General features: G+C 72.3%; 15 protein-coding genes. 7 read left to right on the top strand and 8 right to left on the bottom strand.

Going from position 1 to position 18,812, the window contains the following annotated elements; genetic code table 11:
• Positions 1–2: 2 nt before the first annotated feature.
• The 8 genes from fxsT to ACQPYA_RS14555 all read right to left on the bottom strand — a co-directional run bounded on the left by fxsT (position 3) and on the right by ACQPYA_RS14555 (position 12,278).
• Positions 3–3,887: an FxSxx-COOH system tetratricopeptide repeat protein gene (gene fxsT, locus ACQPYA_RS14590; RefSeq protein WP_433533128.1), complete on the bottom strand. Its 3,885-nt coding sequence runs from the start codon at positions 3,885–3,887 to the stop codon at positions 3–5.
• Positions 3,884–5,125 carry a TIR-like protein FxsC gene (locus ACQPYA_RS14585; RefSeq protein WP_433533127.1) on the bottom strand — a complete coding sequence of 414 codons (1,242 nt, stop codon included), beginning with the start codon at positions 5,123–5,125 and terminating at the stop codon, positions 3,884–3,886. Before ACQPYA_RS14585 ends, fxsT begins: the two co-directional genes overlap by 4 nt.
• On the bottom strand, positions 5,122–5,793 hold the full coding sequence (locus tag ACQPYA_RS14580; RefSeq protein ID WP_433533126.1) for a TIR-like protein FxsC: 672 nt from the start codon (positions 5,791–5,793) through the stop codon (positions 5,122–5,124). The genes ACQPYA_RS14585 and ACQPYA_RS14580 overlap by 4 nt, the downstream gene beginning before the upstream one ends.
• A 115-nt stretch (positions 5,794–5,908) precedes the next feature.
• Entirely contained in the window at positions 5,909–6,751 is an 843-nt protein-coding gene (locus ACQPYA_RS14575; RefSeq protein ID WP_433533125.1) for an aminoglycoside N(3)-acetyltransferase, read from the bottom strand.
• Positions 6,738–7,436, bottom strand: coding sequence for an aKG-HExxH-type peptide beta-hydroxylase (locus tag ACQPYA_RS14570; protein ID WP_433533124.1), 699 nt, complete (start codon positions 7,434–7,436; stop codon positions 6,738–6,740). Before ACQPYA_RS14570 ends, ACQPYA_RS14575 begins: the two co-directional genes overlap by 14 nt.
• Positions 7,437–7,480: 44 nt before the next feature.
• Positions 7,481–9,100, bottom strand: coding sequence for an FxsB family cyclophane-forming radical SAM/SPASM peptide maturase (locus ACQPYA_RS14565; RefSeq protein WP_433533123.1), 1,620 nt, complete (start codon positions 9,098–9,100; stop codon positions 7,481–7,483).
• A gap of 6 nt (positions 9,101–9,106) precedes the next feature.
• Entirely contained in the window at positions 9,107–9,280 is a 174-nt protein-coding gene (locus ACQPYA_RS14560; protein ID WP_433533122.1) for a hypothetical protein, read from the bottom strand.
• Positions 9,281–9,452: 172 nt separating this feature from the next.
• Positions 9,453–12,278, bottom strand: coding sequence for a glycosyl hydrolase family 95 catalytic domain-containing protein (locus ACQPYA_RS14555; protein ID WP_433533121.1), 2,826 nt, complete (start codon positions 12,276–12,278; stop codon positions 9,453–9,455).
• Between the two features lie 387 nt (positions 12,279–12,665).
• Between ACQPYA_RS14555 and trpB the strand changes: the two genes are divergently transcribed.
• The 7 genes from trpB to ACQPYA_RS14520 all read left to right on the top strand — a co-directional run bounded on the left by trpB (position 12,666) and on the right by ACQPYA_RS14520 (position 18,739).
• Positions 12,666–13,859 carry a tryptophan synthase subunit beta gene (gene trpB, locus ACQPYA_RS14550; protein ID WP_433533120.1) on the top strand — a complete coding sequence of 398 codons (1,194 nt, stop codon included), beginning with the start codon at positions 12,666–12,668 and terminating at the stop codon, positions 13,857–13,859.
• Positions 13,856–14,641 (top strand): tryptophan synthase subunit alpha, encoded by a 786-nt coding sequence (gene trpA, locus ACQPYA_RS14545; RefSeq protein ID WP_433533119.1) that lies wholly within the window; start codon positions 13,856–13,858, stop codon positions 14,639–14,641. Before trpB ends, trpA begins: the two co-directional genes overlap by 4 nt.
• The gene (locus tag ACQPYA_RS14540) at positions 14,638–15,393 is read left to right on the top strand and encodes a GntR family transcriptional regulator (RefSeq protein WP_433533118.1); all 756 of its coding nucleotides are present in this window, start codon (positions 14,638–14,640) and stop codon (positions 15,391–15,393) included. Before trpA ends, ACQPYA_RS14540 begins: the two co-directional genes overlap by 4 nt.
• A 4-nt stretch (positions 15,394–15,397) precedes the next feature.
• A complete protein-coding gene (locus ACQPYA_RS14535) occupies positions 15,398–16,132 on the top strand; it encodes a DNA alkylation repair protein (RefSeq protein ID WP_433533117.1) in 735 nt (244 codons plus the stop codon).
• A gap of 117 nt (positions 16,133–16,249) precedes the next feature.
• On the top strand, positions 16,250–17,671 hold the full coding sequence (locus ACQPYA_RS14530; RefSeq protein ID WP_433533116.1) for a hypothetical protein: 1,422 nt from the start codon (positions 16,250–16,252) through the stop codon (positions 17,669–17,671).
• The gene (locus ACQPYA_RS14525) at positions 17,668–18,348 is read left to right on the top strand and encodes a hydrogenase maturation protease (RefSeq protein WP_433533115.1); all 681 of its coding nucleotides are present in this window, start codon (positions 17,668–17,670) and stop codon (positions 18,346–18,348) included. Before ACQPYA_RS14530 ends, ACQPYA_RS14525 begins: the two co-directional genes overlap by 4 nt.
• Positions 18,341–18,739 carry a hydrogenase maturation nickel metallochaperone HypA gene (locus tag ACQPYA_RS14520; RefSeq protein ID WP_433533114.1) on the top strand — a complete coding sequence of 133 codons (399 nt, stop codon included), beginning with the start codon at positions 18,341–18,343 and terminating at the stop codon, positions 18,737–18,739. The genes ACQPYA_RS14525 and ACQPYA_RS14520 overlap by 8 nt, the downstream gene beginning before the upstream one ends.
• The last annotated feature ends 73 nt before the right edge of the window (positions 18,740–18,812 follow it).

Genomic DNA, 18,812 nt, shown 5'->3' with positions numbered 1-18,812 from the left:
GGTCAGAACGGGTGCGGGTCCAGCACCCGGTCGAGCAGCTTACGGTGGCCCAGCGCATGCACGTCCGGATGGTCGCCGCCGAGTCGCTTGATCAGCTCCGCCACCACCTGCTCCAGTTCCTCCGGCCCGGAGGCCGGCTCGCGCCGGCTCCGGATCAGTGCCAGGTTGGCCGCGGCCCGCAGGGTGTCCGGGTGCCGGGAGCCCAAAACCCTCCCCATCACCTCGTGCAGGCTCTCCACCAGCTCGACGGCTCCGGCGAGATCTCCGCTCTCCGCCCTGCAGACCGCCAGGTTCATCTGGGCGGCGAGCACGAACGGGTGCTCCGGGCCCAGCATCTCGCCCAGCCCGTTGACGGCCGCCTGGGCCGACATCCGGGCGGCCTCCCGGTTGCCCTGCGCCCGGGCCACCGCCGCCAGGTTGTTCTCACAGATCTGGGTGTGCGGGTGGTGGGAGCCGAGCGACGCCCGGTAGAGCGCCTGCACGGCCCGCAACTCCTCCTTGGCTCCGGCGGCATCGCCCAGCGCCAGGAGGTTCGTCGCCCGGCTCAGCCGGGCCGCCAGCGTGTCCGGGCTGTTCTCGCCGAACGTCGCCCGCAACGCGTCGTACGCGGCATCGAGCAGCCGAGCCGCCTCGACCGGCCGGCCGACGGTGCGTAGCGCCACCCCCAGATTCGTCTGGGCACCGAGCGTGGCCAGCGCGTTCGGCCCGGACAGCTGCTGATAGTCGGTCAGGGCCTCCTGCGAGAAGACCCGCGAACGCTCGTACTCACCGGACTCCCGCAGGTCCCGGGCCAGGTTCACGGCCGACGCAAGGGTCCATTGGTTGTTGCGGCCGAGCACCACCCGGCGCCGGTCGTACACCTGCTCGTCGAGCCGCTGCGCCTCGGTCACGTTGCCGGCCAGCCGCATCGAGGCGGCCAGGTTGTTCAACGCGGTGAGGGTACGCGGGAAGTCCTCGCCGAAGTCCCGCGACCACATCCGGTGGGTCTGCTGGTCCCGGGCCAGGGCCTCGCCGTAGCGGCCCAGGCCGCGCAGGTCGCCGGCCAGCCCGCCGGCGGTCATCAGCGCGTCCGCGCTCGTCTCGCCGAGCAGCTCCTGCTGTTCGGCGAGGGTCTCCTCGTCGTAGGCGAGGGCCTGCTCGAAGTGGCCCTGGGAACGCAGGATGTTGCCGAAATTGAAGCGCAGGCGCAGCAGTGGGGGGTGCAGCATCTCCCGCTCGTCCGGGTCGGTGCTCGCCCCGAGCCGGTCGGTCCAGGCCGTCAGAATCCGCTCGGCCAGGTCCCGGGCCTGGCTGAGCACGCCCCGCAGCCAGATGTAGCGGACCCGCTCGACCAGCAGTTCCAGCACGGCCGGGTCGTCGGATTCGAGCGCGGCCTGCATGGCCACCTCGGACTCCTCCAGGTGGGGCCAGAGCATCCGGAACCGGTCCCAGCTCTCCGCCACGTCCACGTCGCTGTCCGGCCGGGCCGCGGCCACCGCGCTGATCACCTGCCGGCGGATGCGCTGCTGCTCGTCCTCGGTCATCCGCCGCTGCACGGCATCGCGCAGCAGCCGGTGGATCTCGATCTGCTGCGCCCGGTTGTCGAGCCGGAGCAGCGCCAGCCGGTTGATCCGCTGGATCAGCCGCGCCGCACCCGACCGGCTCGGCACCGACGGGTCGGCCTGCCGCAGCAACTCGCCGATGCCCCGGCTGTTCAGCAGCTCGATGGAGACCTTCACCGACAGCACCGAACAGATCTCCAGCAGGCGGTACGCCCCCGGCGAGTCCTGCTTGAGCCGGTCCAGCGACGGCCCCCAGGTGTTCAGCGCGGCACCGTGCTCGGCCAGCTGGGCCAGGTAGTCGTCCACCGTGATGCCGCTGTCGGCGATCAGGGCGCCGCCGAGGGCGAGTGCGATCGGTAGGTCACCGAGCGCCTCCGCGACCCGCTCGGCGTCCCGCCGGGAAATGCCGTCGACGTGTCGCTGGAGGTGCTCGATGCTCTCGGCCCGACTGAACGGGTTGATCTCGATCGTCTCCGCGCTCTCCCCCCAGGTCTGCTCCCGGGCGGTGATGATGATGTGGCCCCGACCGCCTCGGGGCAGGAAGTCCTCGACCTTCCGGTAGTCCGCCACGTTGTCGAAGACCAGCAGCCATCGCGGGTAGCGGTCGCCGCGGACCAGCGTGTCGTGCACCTGGCGGATGGCGGCCGGGATGTTCGCCGGCTCGGGCAGGCCCATCCGCTCGCCGAGGTCGACAAGCGTCGAGTCGACGAAGATCTGCGGGTCGGCCTCGATCCAGAAGACCAGGTCGTAGGCGGTCCGGAACCGGTGGACGTACTCCAGGGCGATCTGGGTCTTGCCCACCCCGCCCATTCCGCGGAGCGCGACCAGCGAGTAGCCGCGGCTGGCGCCGGACTGGAGCAGGCGTCGCAGCCGGCGTAGGTCCTCGTCGCGCCCGGTGAACTGGACGTTCGCCACCGGCGTCTTCTGCAACTCCGGGCCGCTGCCCGGATAGCGGGCCCCGGTCGCCGCGGTCACGTCGTCGTTGGACAACTCGACCCGGCCGACCAGCCGCAGCAGGCTCGCCGCCGCATCGCTCACCCTGGTCAACCCGTTGAGGAAGATCGACGCCTCCGGCACGAACTCGGGCAGCGGCTTGACGTCGTCGACGTACACCGCGAGCGGGGTGCCCGAACCCGGGGTCTCCGCCGGGGGCAGCGAGTCCGGTGTGGTCTCGGCGTAGGCCGTCGAGACCACGGTCAGCGTCCGGGTCGGGATGAGATCCCGGCCCGTGCCCGCCGGCTTCGCATCGCTGACCCTGATCCCGGCCAGGCCGAGGACCCGCTCGATCCACTCCGCCCAGGCCTGGTCCTTCGGGGCGTACCGCAGCAGGATCTCCCCCTGCGGCAGGAACTTCTTGCGCTCGAACTGGGACCGCATCTGGTTCCGCACGGCGTCGTCCAGCCGCGGCAGCGACCGGACCTCGCCCTCGGTGATGGCCGAGGTGAGCCGCTCGTACGCGGAGAGCATCGCCCGGTCGGTGCCGAAGGTGGCCAGCGTCTCCTCGTACGCGTAGTAGGCCACGTAGGGCACCTCGACCTCGGCCCAGTAGTCGCGCCGATCCCCGTCGCTGAGCCCGGCGGGCAGGCCGGCGAAGCGGTGCATGGCCAGCGCCCGCCCGGCGTTGGCCTTGTCCTGTTCGGCCGGGTCGACCCGCATCGGGGCCGGCAGCACCCGGATCCGCCGGCTCTCGTACCGGCCGCTCACCTCGCGGGCCACCTGCGCCGCGCCTTCGATGCCCTGGTCGCTGAAGGTGAAACAGTCGACCAGCACGTCCGGCAGATGGATGGTGCAGATGCTGGCCACGTCGCTCAGCCCGGTCCGGCTGTCGATCAGCGTGTAGTCGTAGTTGCGGCGCATGTCCGCGCGCAACGCCTCGATGAACGCCCCGCCGCCCAGCCCGTCGTAGAAGACGTCCCAGTCCAGCCCGCTGATCCCGGCGACGTAGTCCCGGTTCTGCCGGCCGGCGGTGAGGAAGTCGAGGCTGCCCCCGCCCGGAAAGGTGTAGTTGAGCGAGAAGGCGAAGTGCTGCACCTGCGCGAACTCCGCCTGCCAGCCGTCGGGCAGGGTGCGGCTCGTCGACCGCCCGTCGGCGTCCTTCGCCGAGGCCTTGGTCTCGAAGCGACGGATCATGTCGATGACGCCACCGGTGCCGCGCAGGACGCTCAGGTCGATGAACGGGTGATAGAAGCGGTGCAGACCGGGCGATTCCAGGTCCCAGTCGGCGACCAGCACCTTCTTGCCGTTCGCCGCCAGGATCCAGGCCACGTTGGCCAGCGCCATCGTCCGGCCGGTGCCACCCTTGAACGAGTAGAACGTGACCACCTGGCCGTTGCGTTCGTCAGTCATCGTGCCTCTTCTGTGCCGGTGGGCGTGCTGCCCGACGGTTCGGGCCGGCCGAGTTGCGGCCGCCGGACCCGCGGCCGGTCCGACGGCACGACGGGAGCGTTCTTGAGATACTGGCGGCGGGCCTCGGTCACCAGCTCGGGCATGATCCGGACGAACTCCGGCAGCTCGGTGACCCGCTTCGCCGGCGGGCGGTTCGCCCGGCGGAGCATCTGTGCGACCCGCTCGGCGAAGTCGTTGCCGTCGGCCGCGCTCAGCGGATCGTCCTTGTTGAGCACCACCAGCGGGATGACCCAGCGGGGCAGGCGATTCAACACGAGCGCCAGGTCGTGCTCGCCAGCGCTGTCGCTGACGATCCACGGGTCGATGAGCAGCACGGAGGGGCAGCGGGCCATCACGTCACCGGCGTCGGCGAAGCTGGTGACGTGGGTGGCCAGACCCAGCCGCTCGGCCGTGCTGGCCACGTACTTGGCGGCGGGCAGCGCCTGCTCCTGCCCGAACGGACGCCACTGCTCGCTGCGCTCGGCATAGACCCCGGGCCCCCGCTCCGCCGGCGCCTCGGCAGCGGTGGGGGCGGCGACCACGACCACGAACTCGGCGTCCGCCCGCGAGGTGTGGCGTGCCTCGGCCACCTTCGGCACGACGGAGGGCGGCAACGGATACCGCTGCGCGATCTGGATGACCTCGGTCGCGATCCGGCCCAGGACCTCCTCGTACGCGGCCCGGTAGCTGGCGAGCATGCAGAGCGCCCGCAGCCCGTTCTCCGCATACCCGGCGACGTCCCCGGCGAGTTCGAGCGCCTCGCGGGTCTCGGCGGTCTGGTCCCAGGAGGGCAGCGGGATCCACAGCACCGGCACGATGTGGCGGAACTTCTCGACGATCGGGGCGGCCTTCAACCGGCGGCGGAACGCCTCCAGCTCGCCGAGCGGCCAGGAGTTGCTGAGATAGCCGGGCGAGTAGAGCGGCACGAAGACCTGGGTGTTGCCGAGCGCCGCGGTCAGCGTCTCCTCCCAGTCGGCGCCGGAGCTCAGCTGCGCGTCGAAGAAGCCGACCTGCCGGTCGGCCGGTGCGGAGATCCGTCCCCGGATCGCCGTCGACAGGTCACCGAAAAAGATCTTGACCCAGTGGTCGGGATCCAGCCGGGGATCCTCCAGCATCGGCGCGGAGTGGGCGTAGCTGAGGAAGAAGTAGGTGCCGTGGTCGATCGCCACCGGTGCCGCCGCTGCCCCGATCCCGGTCATCTGCCCCTCCTGGAAAACTTCCGGTCGAGCCCGTTGGCTGCGGTCAGGACCCGCGGCTCGACCCAGTGTGATCGGGACAGCTCGACGATGCGCTGGGCGAGTTTCCAGATCACCACATGGCTGGCGTCGTTTTTCATGGAGAGCAGCCCGTACAGGCCCTCCTGGTGGTAGATGGGGACCACGCCCTCGTCGGGGGTGCCGTCGGGAGAGAACCACTGGAGGCGGTCCGGCGGCTCGCAGGAGTCCGCGGGGGCCCAACTCACCGGCAGGATGCAGGTCTCGTGGTTGGTCCGGCCGTCGCGGCGGGCGATCGTACGGCTGGCGAAGAGGTTCCACTCCATCGCGCACCACTCACTGTCCAGATAGGCCGGCGAGAGCAGCGCGACGAAGACCTGGCAGGTGCCGACGGCCTCCAGCATCTCCGGGGTCCACCGCTCGCCACCGCGCATGTTCCGGTTGATGAAACCCGGGTCCGCGCCGGCCGGTCGACTCGTCAGGGCGTTCACGTGGATCGACAGCTCGGTGAAGAGCCGCAGGGCGTTCGCGTTGGCCTCCGGCCAGCCACCCGGCGCCCGCCTGGGCTGCTTGATCACGGCATAGCTGACGAAGAACAGCGGGGCAAACGGGTCGTCCGCCACCCGGCCCTCGTCCAACTGCCGTTCTCCCACCGTCGACCGTGGATTGTTTCCCGCTCCCGTCGCCCAAGGTAAGCACACCGGCACCGGTCGGTCTATACCGCTGTGGAGACTGTCGGAAAACCGTGCGGGGCCTCCCGGCGGTCTCTTACGGTCGGCGGTGCCCGGCCATCCAGGTCGTCGCGAAATCGACCGCAGCACGAAGATCGAGAAGCCTCGTCGGCGCGGCGCCCACGAGGCCACGACGGACCGGCAGGTGAGCCTCGATCGCCGCGCCGAGCTGGACAAAGTCGCTCGCGTCGAGCACCGGCGCGTGGAAGTCCCGGCGCTGTCGCCGGCCGCCCACCAGCACATAGCAGCGGTACGCCTGCTCCGGTGGCGGGCCCACCGGCCGGCGCGCCTCGGGCCGGTACTCCGCCAGGTGCAGCGCGGTGCATCTGTCGTAGCCGACGCCGAGCAGCAGGATCGCGGCGTCGGCGGCGTAGAGCCGGCCGAGCGGGGAGCGTTCCCCGAGGTGGCAGTCGAGGTCGTGGCGCTCGGTGATCTCGACCGCGCGCCGGCCGAGGGCGGCGAAGGAGGTGAGCGGGTGGCCGCTGCGGGCCGCACCGGACTCCTGACGGAGATGTTCGGCGAGGATCCCCATCCCCTCCGACGGCGTGGTCGCCGGATCGAACCCGGGCAGCCGGGCCTCGTACGCGGCCCGGCCCGCCGCGTCCAGCCCGTCGGTGGCGGCGCGGAACACCGGACCCGTGGTCGAGTTGCCGACCGTCTGCGCCGGCACGACCATGGTCGCGTCCGGACCGGCCACCCGGCGCAGCGCCGCCAGCAGCGTCGCCGGTCCCCCCGCCACCGGCCCGATCCGCCGCATCGAGCAGTGCACCAACAGATCCCGACCGGCCGCCATCCCCACGGCGGTCAGATCGGCGGCGAGCCGGTCGACGTCGCGGGGGTCGGCGGGACCGACCCGGGCCGGCGGGTCAGCGCGGGTCATCGGACCAGGAGTCCACGGTCTCGCGCATCCGGCCGACGAACCGATCCCCGTGACCGGTGAGCGCCCCGGTCGCGGCCAGTTCGTCGATCGTGCGCGCCGTCCACTCGCGATACCGCCGATAGTGCTGCCCGGCCCGGACGCCGGCCCGGGCCCGCCAGAGTTCGGCGACGGCCAGATGCGCGTACGTGCCCTGGAGCGCCCCCTCCAGCGGTCGCGGCTCGTCCCGCCACGGCACGGCGAGCCGCCGCCGGTACGCCGGGTCGTAGAGCAGGCTCAGATCCAGGACGGCGCCGAGCTTCACGTGCTGGAACTCGTGCACCAGCAGCTCGGCGAGCGGGTCAGGGTCGGCCAGGACGGTGCCGACCGCCCCGAAGGCGTCCCGGGAGGCGGCGCTGCGCAGCCGGCCGGTGGGATCGCTCCGCAGCGGCGTGACGGCCCGCAGCCCGACCCGCAGGCCCGCGACCTGGCCCGGCGCGTCCCGCCGGATCCGGGCCCAGGCGGCGACCAGCGACCGCTGCCAGGACGCCAGCCGCGCCGGGTCGAGCCGGCCCGCCACCGGCCACTCGTGGCAGTCGCGGTACGGGTCGAGATCCTCGACGAGGAGCTGCCCGCCGTCCAGCTCGACCCGCCGCAGCGGCAGCCAGCTGGCCGGCGGCGGGGCCGTTCCGGCCGGCGGCACCAGCACGGCCGAGTGCCCGGCGCGGGCCGTGAACCCGCCGCCCGCGATCGTCAGCCGCGCGCTGCGCTCCCCGGCTCGTCGAGCCGGAGCGCGCCGAGGCCCGGCAGCTGGACCAGACCGGACCGGAGCGGCACCTCGAGGTCGGCGTCGACGCCGGCCCGGATCGCCACGGCCGCGGCCAGCGCGCCGAGGTGGGCCCGGTCCGGGGAGTCACCGGCGGACGGGGCGAGGCAGCGGCGCGCCCACCGCCGCAGGTAGGGGTGGGCGAAGGCGGCCGACACCGCGTCGGCCGCCTCCTCGTCGAGCCGGGCGATCAGGTCCCAGGCCGGGGCGGTCGGCGAGCCGGCGACCCGGTCGGCGAGCTGGACCAGCATTCCCCGGAGATAGCCGAGCTGTCCGGCGGCCAGCCGCCGCAGGTTGGCCGCCGAGCCGTGGCCGGCCCCGAGGTCGTCGAGCAGGTCACCGGCCGGTAGTCCGTCGAGCAGCAGGCCGCCGCCGGATCCACCCGGGCCGGCCGCCCCGACGGTGGGCGCCGCGCCCGTCCCGGGTTCGCGGTTCATCGCGGTGATCAGCTGCTTCAGGTCGGCGCAGTAGACGGAGGGGTTGTCGAACCCGCCCGCGTCGGAGTAGCGGTGCGCCCGCAGCCCGCCGCCGCACTGGCCGACGACCGGGCAGTCCCGGCAGGTCCGGCAGAGCCGGGCCAGCCCCCGCTGGCTGCGGGCGAACTCCGGATGGGCGGCCAGGGCATCCGCCGGGTGGCGGAAGACGTCCAGCCCGGTCCCGGCCGCGCCGTCGAAGGCGGTCTTCATCGAGTCGGCCAGCTCCCAGGCCCCGTCCGTCTCGATCACGGCGAGGCCCGCCGGATCGAGCCCGACGGACTCGGTGCCGCTGCGCCCGCCGGCCCCGGCGGCCAGCAGCGAGTCGAAGAGCCGGATGTCGACCGGCCTGCCGTCCCGGATCCAGCGGCGGTAGATGCGCAGCAGCCAGTCGGCGTACGGGGTGGCCGCGCCGTCGGGTCGCGGGGGTGGAGTGTTCCAGGTGGCGTGCGGGAGCAGGAGGTCGATCCGGGGCGGCGCCTCGGCCAGCAGCGCCTCGTAGACCCGGATCGGGTCGTTACGCACGTCGACCGTGCAGAGGATGCCCGCGTAGCTGTCGCGGTACTCCGGGCGGCGCAGCAGGGCCAGCGCCCGGCGTGCCTGGGCGTGACTGCTCGCCCCGCTGGCGAAGCGGCGGTGCCGGTCGTTGGCGGCGGCGTCGCCGTCCAGCGAGATGCCGACCCGTACGCCGTGCGCCACCAGCAGGTCGCAGAGTTGCGGGGTGAGCAGCACCCCGTTGGACTGCATGCGCAGGTCGAGTGCGGCGACCGGCTCGATGGCGGCGCGCAGGCGGGTCAGCACCATCGCCAGCCCGGCCGTCCCCAGCAGCAGCGGTTCGCCGCCGTGCAGCACCAGGTGGACCCGGCGCAGCCGGTGGTGCCGGGCGTGCTCGGCGATCCGGGTGGCGGCGGCGTCCACCGTCTCCGGGGCGATCTCCCGTGGCCGGCCGCGCCAGCTCTGGTCCGCGTGTTCGTAGACGTAGCAGTGGTCGCAGGCCAGGTCGCACCGGCTGTGCACCTTGAGCACGTACTGGGTCAGTGGCCGTGCGTCAGATGCGCCTGGCCCGGTGGTCACCAGCGATCAGATCGCCGAATTGAACGCCGCCACGTCCACCGCCTCCGCGCGGTCGCGGTCCTCGACGACCCGCCGGACCAGCGGGCGGACCTGGTCGGCGGTGAGCTGGCGCAGCGGCGTACGCAGAAGCACGGTGAGATTGCTGGACGTCTGCTGAGCCTCGACGGGTGCATGGTTCACGGCGTTTCCCCCTCGGTGCCGGTACCTGCCAACGGATCGGGCGGCGACGACGGAGCACGGAGCTCACTCCACTTAGTAGCATAGAGACGACCCGCCGTAATGTCATCGGGCGTGCTCCCGCCGCCCCGGGCATCGCCGGCGATGCCCGGGGCGCTTCGGTGACCGGGAGAGGTCAGCTCGGATAGACCTCGAACTCGTAGACGCGCGCCAGTTCACCGGCGTTGGTCGTCGGTGTCAGCACGTTCATCCGGACGTAGCGGGCGCTGACCGGGCCCACCGGGTGGGTGCTGACGTTGGCGGTGTTGCCGCGCGGCGACGCGACGGTCGTCCAGGTGGAGCCGTTGGTGGAGACCTGGATGTCGAAGTCGCGGGTGTTGAAGGCCGCGCTCTCCCCGCCCGCGCCCGCGTGCCGGACGACGAAGCGACCGACGGTCGTCGCCGTGCCGAGGTCGACCCGCCACCACTTCGACGGACCCGACGAACACCACTTGTCGCTCCAGCCGCCCGAGACGCTGCCGTTGACGGCCTTCTCCGGGCCCTCGGTCGTGGCGCACGAACTGTCGGCCGTGGCCGGCCGGTTCAGGGCGAGGTTCGTCGTCGGCGTCGACGCCGCCGTGGCGCGGTAGCTACGCCCGGCGACGGCCGCGAAGGTCACCTGCGGGCCGTTGCGGGTCACCGCCACGGGTTGGCCGGTGGTCAGGTCGACGACGTCGGCCGTGGCGAGGATCGGGTTACGGACGGTCAGGTTTCCGCTGGTGCCGGTGGCCAGGGTGATGCGGGTGGCGCTCCGGTTGGCCCACTCGACGTCGACGGTCACGTTGCCGCGGGCGCGCAGGCCGCGGACCGCGCCGTTGGACCAGGCGGAGGGGAGCGCCGGGAGCACGTCCACGACGCCGACCTGGCTCTGTAGCAGCATCTCGGTGATGCCGGAGGTCGCGCCGAAGTTGCCGTCGATCTGGAACGGCGGGTGCGTGTCCCAGAGGTTGGCCAGGGTGCTGCCGGTCAACTGCTCACGGAGCAGCTTGTGGGCGCGGTCGCCGTCGCGCAGCCGGGCCCAGAAGTTGATCTTCCATGCCTTGCTCCAGCCGGTGCCACCGTCACCCCGCGCGTTCAGCGAGACCCGGGCGGCGTTGGCGTAGTTCGCGTTGGTCAGCGCCGATATCTGCCGCCCGGGGTGCAGGCCGAACAGGTGCGAGACGTGCCGGTGGGTGTCCGTCGGGCTGTCCCAGTCCCCCTTCCACTCCTGGAGTTGCCCCCACGACCCGATCCGCAGCCCGGGGTCGAGGCGGTCCAGCGTGGACTGCCACTGGGGCCGGGCGCCGGCGTCGAGGCCGAGGGTGCTGCTGGCCTGGATCGTGTTGCTCAACAACTCCCAGACGATCTGCTGGGACATGGCGGCGCCGGCGGTGAAGTCGCCGTTCTCCGGCGAGTAGCTGGGCGACACGACCAGCCGGTTGTCGCGCGGGTCGGTGTGCAGGTTGGCGACCCAGAACTGGACCAGTTCCCTCATCACCGGGTATGCCCGGTCGCGCAGGAAGGCCACGTCCCGGGTGAACAGGTAGTGGTCGTAGAGGTGCTGGGCCAGCCACGCGCCGGCCTCCGGGAACCAGAACGAGGTCGGCCAGTCGTGCACCCCCGTGTAACCCCACGGCGTCGTCTCGTTGTGCACCACCCACCCGGGTGAGTTGTAGATGTTCTGCGCGCTCACCCGGCCCGGTGGACGCAGCGCGTCGATGTAGTCGAACAGCGGCGCCGTGGTCTCGGCGAGGTTGGTGATCTCCGCCGGCCAGTAGTTCATCTGCAGGTTGATGTTGACGTGATAGTCGGCCGACCAGGGCGGGCTGTTGGAGTTGTTCCAGACCCCCTGCAGGTTCGCCGGCAGCGAGCCGGCCCGCGAGGAGGAGATCAGCAGGTAGCGGCCGTACTGGAAGAACAGCGTCTCCAGGGCCCGGTCGGCGGTGCTGGCGCCGCCCGTGTAGGCCGAGCGGAGATCGTCGGTGGGGAGGTTCGGCATCTGCCCGCCGACGTTGAGCGACACCCGGTTGAACAGCGCCTGGTAGTCGGTGACGTGCTGGCTCCAGAGGGCGCCCCACGACTGGCCGGCCGCGCCGTCGACCGCCGCGGTCACCCTCGGCTTCGGGTCGGCGCCACGATAGGCCGGGTACGTCGACGCGTAGTTCGTGCCGGCCGACAGGATGATCGTGGCGCTGGTGGCGCCGCTGACCGTCATCCGGTCGGCGGAGTTGGTGCGGCTGCCACCGTCGAGGATCACCCGGATCTGCGACTCGTAGAGCAGGCCGTTGTTGGAGAGGGTGCCGCGTACGGTGATCCGGTCACCGCTGACGGTCGTGGTGGCCCCGGTGCGGGGCGCGACGTGTCTCAACACGAACGAGACCCGCCCGGCCTGGCTCGCGGTCAGCCGGGTCACGATCACGTTGCGTGGATGGCTGGCGATGAACTCCCGGCGGTAGGTGACTCCCCCGGTGTCGTAGCTGACCCGGGCGGTCGCCTCGGCGATGTCCAGCTCGCGGCGGTAGTTGGCGACCGAGGCGGGCGTGCCGGTCATGTCGAGGTAGATGTCGCCGAAGTTCTGGTAGCCGCCGAATCCGGCGCGGGGGCCGCCCAACCGGCTCGCCACCGTGTTCGGCGACACCCGCTGCTGGCTGTCGATCAACGCCTGCACGTCGTCGATCGCGGTGGGCCGGGGTGACGTCCAGTTGCCGTTGTTGTAGTTGCCGTCGCCCGGACCACCGGTCCAGAGCGTCTTCTCGTTGTACTGCAGGCGTTCGGACTGGATCCCGCCGAAGGCGCTGGCGCCCATCGCGCCGTTGCCGATCGGCAGCGACCGGGTCTCCCAGTCGGTGGCGGGCTCGTCGTACCACAACGCGAGGGCGGGATCGGACGCCGCCAGCGCCGGACCCGGGGGCCCGGCGCTGGCGACGGCGAGGATGCCCGCGGCGACCACGGGCACTAGCACGGCGGCGAGTGGACGTCTCATCGGATGACTCCGATCAACTGTGGGTGGGGACGATCGGTGCGACGGATGGGCCTGACGCTGGCCGCAACCATGACCTGCGGACCAGAGATCGGATGACCACGCGCCCGAGACAGCGTGTTGGCGGCTTCTGCGGCGTAGGCATCTCGGCGTCTCCGGCAGACATCGGAGGTTACGGCCACAAGTCAGGGTAGAGACAAACGTGTATCCCGTCGAGAGGTCGCACCGGATTCGGGACCGACATACATCCGATGTGTACCCGGTGGCGCGCCGACCCGTCGTTATGCCACACTCCTCATAGAGTTATAGAACTCTACGGCGAGTTATAGATCTATAGTCGTTCTCGGTTGGGTCGCGCCGGTTGCGGTGTCGCGAGGTGAGGTGGATTTCATGGCGGACGTGCTGCTGCGGCCACGGTCCGGGGTGATGGGCGACCCCGGCCGGCCGGGAAGGTTCGGCGGGTACGGGGGCGGATATGTGCCGGAATCGCTGGTGGCCGCGGTCCGGGAGGTGGAGGAGGCGTTCCGGGAGGCCCGGCCGGATCCGGGCTTCCGGGGCACTCTGGCCCGGCTGCTGGCGGCGCACGCCGGCCGCCCGACGCCGCTGACTCTGGCCCGACGCCTCTCCGCCGAATTGGGAATCAACCTGCTGCTCAAACGCGAGGACCTGACCCACACCGGATCCCACAAGATCAACAACGTGCTGGGGCAGGCACTGCTGGCGCGCCGGATGGGCCGGACCCGCCTGATCGCCGAGACGGGCGCGGGGCAGCACGGAGTGGCCACCGCGACCGCAGCCGCGCTGCTCGGGCTGGAGGCGACCGTCTTCATGGGGCAGCGTGACATCGAACGGCAGGCGCTCAACGTGTTCCGGATGCGCCTGCTCGGTGCCGAGGTGGTGCCGGTCACGACCGGCAGCCGTACCCTCAAGGACGCCACCAGCCAGGCGATGCGCCACTGGGTCGGCGCGACGGAGCACTCGTACTACTGCGTCGGCTCGGTCATCGGCCCACACCCCTATCCCTGGATGGTGCGGACGTTCCAGCGGGTCATCGGGGACGAGGCGCGCGTTCAGTGCGCCACCGAGCTGAGCACCGGAGTGCCGGAGCACGTGGTGGCGTGCGTGGGTGGCGGCTCCAACGCGGCGGGAACCTTCGCCGGTTTCGCCGACACCTCCGCCCGGTTGGTGGGCGTCGAGGCCGAGGGCGGCGCGGGTGCCGCCCTCGGTGAGGTGGGCGTGCTGCACGGTGCCCGCTCGCTCTTCCTCCAGGACGGCGAGGGTCAGATCGTCGAGGCGCACTCCGTCGCCGCCGGACTGGACTACCCGGGCGTCGGGCCCGAGCACGCGCACCTGCGCGACCTGGGCCGGGCGCGCTACGTGACGGTGACCGACGACGAGGCGATCTCCGCCGTGGTACGGCTGGCCCGTACCGAGGGGATCGTCGCGGCCCTCGAATCGGCACACGCCGTCGCCTGGGTGATCCGTGCGGCGGGCGCGGGCGAGCTGGCACCCGGCGCGAGCGTCCTGCTCACCCTCTCCGGGCGGGGCGACAAGGACGTCTCGACCCTCAAGGAGCTGGTGTGACGCTCGAAACGCGCCTGCGGAGCCGTCGGGACGCCGGCCACAAGCTGCTGATGCCGTACCTCACCGGCGGCGTCACCGCGGCCTGGGTGGACCACCTGCGCGCGTTGGCCGACGCGGGTGCCGACGCGATCGAGGTCGGCCTGCCGTTCTCCGATCCCACCCTGGACGGCGTCACCATCCAGCAGGCGACCGAGGTGGCGTTGGCCCGGGGCACGACGGTACGCGGCATACTCGGCGACCTCACCGGTCTCACCGACGATGTCCCGCTGGTCGCCAGCACGTACTTCAACCTGGTGGTGCGCGACGGCCCGGAGCGGTTCTGCGCGGCCCTGCACGACGCCGGGGTCAGCGGCCTGATCGTGCCGGACCTCCCGCTGGACGAGGCGGGCGAGCTGGCGGACGCCGCCTCCGCCGCCGGCGTCGAACTGGTCCTGCTCGCCTCGCCGGCAACACCCCAACCCCGGCTGGACGAGATCGCCCGTCGCAGCCGGGGCTTCGTCTATGCCGTCTCCCTGATGGGTACGACCGGCGAGCGGGCCACCGTCGCCGCGTCCGCCGCGACCCTCGCCACCAGGATCAAGCGCAACACGGACCGCCCGGTCCTGGTCGGGTTCGGCATCTCCACACCGGAGCACGCGGTCGAAGCCGCCCGAAGTGCCGACGGGGTCATCGTCGGCGCGGCCATCATGCGCCGGGTACTGGACGGCGTCACCCCGCACGATGTCGGTGCCGACCTCGCTAAAATGCGCCGAGCACTCGACCAGGAGCGTGACCAACCTTGACCAGCAGCTCCGGACACGGAGCGAGATACCGGGCCATCGCCCTGGACCTCGCGGCGAAGATCCGGGCCGGGCACTACGCCCCGGGCGAGGCGCTACCGGCCCAACGTGAGCTGAGCGCCGCGTACGGGGTCACCCTGATGACCCTCCGCCAGGCGCTCCGGCAACTCAGCGACGACGGCCTCATCGTCCAGCGGCCGGGCCGGGGCACCTTCGTCGCCCCACCCCACCTGGCGTACCAGCTCGGCTCACTCCAGAGCTTCGCCGACGACCTGGCGAAGCAGGGCCACGAGGTACGCACCATCGTCCTGGCCCGCTCGATCCGCCGCGCGTCGGCGCGCATCGCCGCCCAGCTCCGCATCCCGCCCGGGGAGACCGCCCTGCGGCTGGAGCGGCTGCGCGAGTTCGCCGGACGCCCGGCGATCCACCAGGTGTCCTGGGTCCGCAGACCACACGCCGAAGACATCCAGGATCGGGACTTCACCGGCGTCTCGCTCTACGCCGCGCTCGCCGACACCGGCGTCGCGGTCGCCCGCGCGGCCGAGACGATCCGCCCCGGCCGGCTCGCTCCGCCCGAGGCGCAGCACCTGAAGGAGCCCGCCGGGAACGCGGTCTTCGTCAGCGACCGGATCACCTACACGCTGGACGCCACCGCCATCGTCGCCGACCGGGCCACCATCCTCGGCAGCATGATGGAGATCCGCACGGAACGGGCGGTCACCGGGCTGTCCCTGCGATGGGGCGCGGCGGGCTGACACCATGGCCGCGACCGCAGACGTACGTCAGGAACTCGCCGGCCTCGCCGACCCGCGCCGGGCGGCGGATATGAGCCGGTTTCTACAGATGGTGCCGGGCGGGTACGGCGAGGGCGACCGGGCCATCGGCGTCTCCGTGCCGGACCAGCGCCGGGTGGCCGGCCGGCACTGGCGCGACCTCTCCCTGGCCGAGACGGCGACGCTGCTGACCGGCGACGTGCACGAGGAGCGACTGACGGCACTGTTCATCCTGGTGCGGAAGTTCACCAAGGGCGACGAGGCCGAGCGGGGCCGGATCTTCGACATCGTCCTGGCCAACACCGCAAGCATCAACAACTGGGACCTGGTGGACTCGTCCGCGCCGTACATCGTCGGCCCCTGGCTGATGGACCGGGACCGGAGCGTACTGGATCGGTTGGCCGGGTCGAGCCTGCTCTGGGACCGGCGGATCGCCGTCATGGCAACGCTCGCCTTCATCAAGGTCGGCGACTTCGAGTGGACCTTCCGCCTCGGCGAGCGGCTGCTGCACGACCCGCACGACCTCGTGCACAAGGCGGTGGGCTGGATGCTGCGCGAGGTGGGCAACCGTGACCGTGCGGCCGAGGAGGAGTTCCTGGCCCGGCACTACCGGGTCATGCCACGGGTGATGCTGCGGTACGCGATCGAGAAGTTCGCCCCACCGCGACGCCGGGCATACCTGACCGGCGCAGTCCGGTCCCCGGGTCGCCGGGTCGGGTGAGTGCGGCCGGCACGTACCGGCGGCGCGCACTTACCGCCGTCCGGCGCCACGCGTTAGACCAGGGTGACCGCTCACCCGAGTGGGGTCGCGCGCCGGCCCGGAAGGGGGTCGAACATCATGCCGACCGATCGACCCGGTTCTCGGATCGAGAGCGCCGAGGCGGTCGCGGACGCCATCCTGTACGAGGGTTACCTGCTCTATCCCTATCGGCGCTCCTCGGGCAAGAACCGGGTCCGCTGGCAGTTCGGTGTCCTGGTACCGCCGGCCTGGGCGCAGGCGCAGGGGCTGGTCGACACCGGCGTGGCCGGCTCGGCGGAGTCCCCGTGGCAGCAGACCGAATGCCTGCTGGAGGCAGCGGACAGCGCGACGGTCCACGTCCGGTTGCGGTTCCTGCACCTGCAACGCAAGGTGGCCGAGGCCCGGACGGCCGGCGGCGGGTACCGGCCGGTGGACCGGATCGAGGTCAGTGACCGCACCGAGTTCAGCTTCGACGAGGCGGTGCCGCGGGAGTACGACGTCGAGGCCCCGATCGGCGACCTGCGGACGGGCCGCCACCTGGAGATCCGGGTGCCCGGCGGGGAGGACGTCGAGCCGCTCGTCGACGACCGGGGCGTGCCGGTCGGGCGGGTGGTGCGCCGCCGGTGGCCGTTGTCCGCGTCGGTCACCGTCTCGGCCGCCCCGGCCGAGGCGCCGTTCCGCCTGCTGCGGCTCCGGATCCGGGTGGAGAACACGGACGAGACCGTCCCGCCGGACAGCCCGCGGGACGAGGCGCTGCGGTGCTGCCTGCTGGCGGCCCACACGCTGGCCGGCGTCAGCCGGGGACGGTTCCTGTCCCTGCTCGACCCGCCGCAGTGGGCGGCGGGCGCGGCACGGGGGTGTCGCAACGTGCACACCTTCCCGGTGCTGGCCGGCGAGCCCGGCACCGTCGACGTGCTGCTCTCGTCACCCATCATTCTCTACGACCATCCGCAGATCGCCCCGGAGAGCCCCGGCGACCTGCACGACGCGACCGAGATCGACGAGATTCTCTCGCTGCGTACGCTGACCCTCTCCGACGCGGAGAAGCGGGAGGCGCGGGCCACCGATCCCCGTGCGGCCGCGATCGTGGACCGGGTCGACACCATGCCGCCCGAGATGCTCGAACGGCTGCACGGCGCGATCCGGTCGCTGGCCCCGGTACGCCGGAGCGGCGAGACCGACACCGGCACCGGCCCGCAACGGCCCTGGTGGGAGCCGGGTGCCGATGCTCAGATCCCGCCGGAGGCCGAGACCGTGCTGGTCGCCGGCGCCCGGCTGGCACGCGGCAGCCGGGTGCGGCTACGGCCCCGGCGGCGCGGCACGGACGCCCACGACATGTTCCTGGACGGCCGCACCGCCCGGGTGGAGCAGGTGCTCCTCGACGTGGACGGCACCCGGTTCCTGGCCGTGACGGTGGACGACGACCCGGGCGCGGAGCTGCACCAGTGGTACGGGCGGCTGCGTCACTTCCGGCCCGAGGAGGTCGAACCGTTGCCCGGCGAGATGAGGACGGCCCGGTGAACCCGCCCGGCACCGCGAACGGCACCGGCGCCACGAACGGCAGCGTGGCCGGCTCCGGCACCGCGAACGGTGGTGTGGACGGCCCCGGCCCGGCGAACTGTCCCGGCAGCGGCCGGATCCTGGTCGCGGGCATCGGCAACATCTTCCTCGGTGACGACGCGTTCGGCGTCGAGGTCGTCCGGCGGCTCCGGGACGTCCTCCTCCCACCGGGGGTGGACGTGTCCGATTACGGCATCCGGGGGATGCATCTGGCTTACGATCTGCTGGACGGCCGGCATGACGTGTTGGTCCTGGTGGACGCGTTGCCGCTGGACGAGCCGCCCGGGACGTTGGCCGTACTCCGGGTGGATCTCGACGACCCGGGCTGGACGCTGCGGCCGGCCGACGTGCTGGACGCGCCGGCCGCCGACGCGCACGGCATGGATCCCGAATCGGTGCTGCGCCTGCTGCGCGGCCTCGGCGGGAGCGTCGACCGGGTCCTCGTCGTGGGTTGCCAGCCCGCCGCCCTCGACGAGCGGATGGAGCTGTCGGCTCCGGTGGCCGCCGCGGTCGACGAGGCGGTCCGCACGGTGGCCGGGATCGTCCGGGAGGAAGCCGCGCGGTTGGCCCGCGGTGCGGGGACGACACGAGGTACGCCCGTAGAGGGCAGCGAACGGGGGGTGAGCACGCATGCATGAGACTGGTCTGTCCGAGGCGATCGTGGAGGCGGCGGTACGCCGGGCGGCCGGGCGTCGGGTCACCGCGCTGCGGGTGCGCATCGGTGGCCACCCGGTCGACCCGGACGTCGTCACGCAGGGCATCCAGCTGGCCGCGGCCGGCACGGTGGCCGCGGACACCGCCGTCGACCTGGTGCTCGAACCGATGACGGTGGCCTGCCACGACTGCGGTCGCGGCGGGCCGATCGACGACCACCTGGCGATGGTGGCCTGCCCGCAGTGCGGTGGCGTCGACATCGACGTCACCGGCACCGACGACGTCGTGCTGGAGTCGATCACCGTGGACGTGCTGGCCTCCCCCGCGCTGGCGCCGGCGACGGCCGGCCACGACCCGGGGAGCGAGGCGGCATGAGCGAGCGGCAGCGAGTGAATCCACAGTCCGGCGCGGCAAAGGCTCAGGTCGACGCCGAGCGGAGCGAGGTGGC

This window comes from Micromonospora sp. CA-263727 (genome assembly GCF_050942455.1).
In the GTDB taxonomy this organism is placed as follows: Bacteria; Actinomycetota; Actinomycetes; order Mycobacteriales; family Micromonosporaceae; genus Micromonospora.
This window is presented reverse-complemented; position numbering and strand designations above follow the sequence as displayed.

Coding starts and splice junctions, on each gene's coding strand:
- ACQPYA_RS14530 (WP_433533116.1), top strand. CDS start 16,250: ATGCCGACCGATCGACCCGGTTCTCGGATCGAGAGCGCCGAGGCGGTC.
- fxsT (WP_433533128.1), bottom strand. CDS start 3,887: ATGACTGACGAACGCAACGGCCAGGTGGTCACGTTCTACTCGTTCAAG.
- ACQPYA_RS14575 (WP_433533125.1), bottom strand. CDS start 6,751: ATGACCCGCGCTGACCCGCCGGCCCGGGTCGGTCCCGCCGACCCCCGC.
- ACQPYA_RS14520 (WP_433533114.1), top strand. CDS start 18,341: ATGCATGAGACTGGTCTGTCCGAGGCGATCGTGGAGGCGGCGGTACGC.
- ACQPYA_RS14555 (WP_433533121.1), bottom strand. CDS start 12,278: ATGAGACGTCCACTCGCCGCCGTGCTAGTGCCCGTGGTCGCCGCGGGC.
- trpB (WP_433533120.1), top strand. CDS start 12,666: ATGGCGGACGTGCTGCTGCGGCCACGGTCCGGGGTGATGGGCGACCCC.
- ACQPYA_RS14535 (WP_433533117.1), top strand. CDS start 15,398: ATGGCCGCGACCGCAGACGTACGTCAGGAACTCGCCGGCCTCGCCGAC.
- ACQPYA_RS14585 (WP_433533127.1), bottom strand. CDS start 5,125: ATGACCGGGATCGGGGCAGCGGCGGCACCGGTGGCGATCGACCACGGC.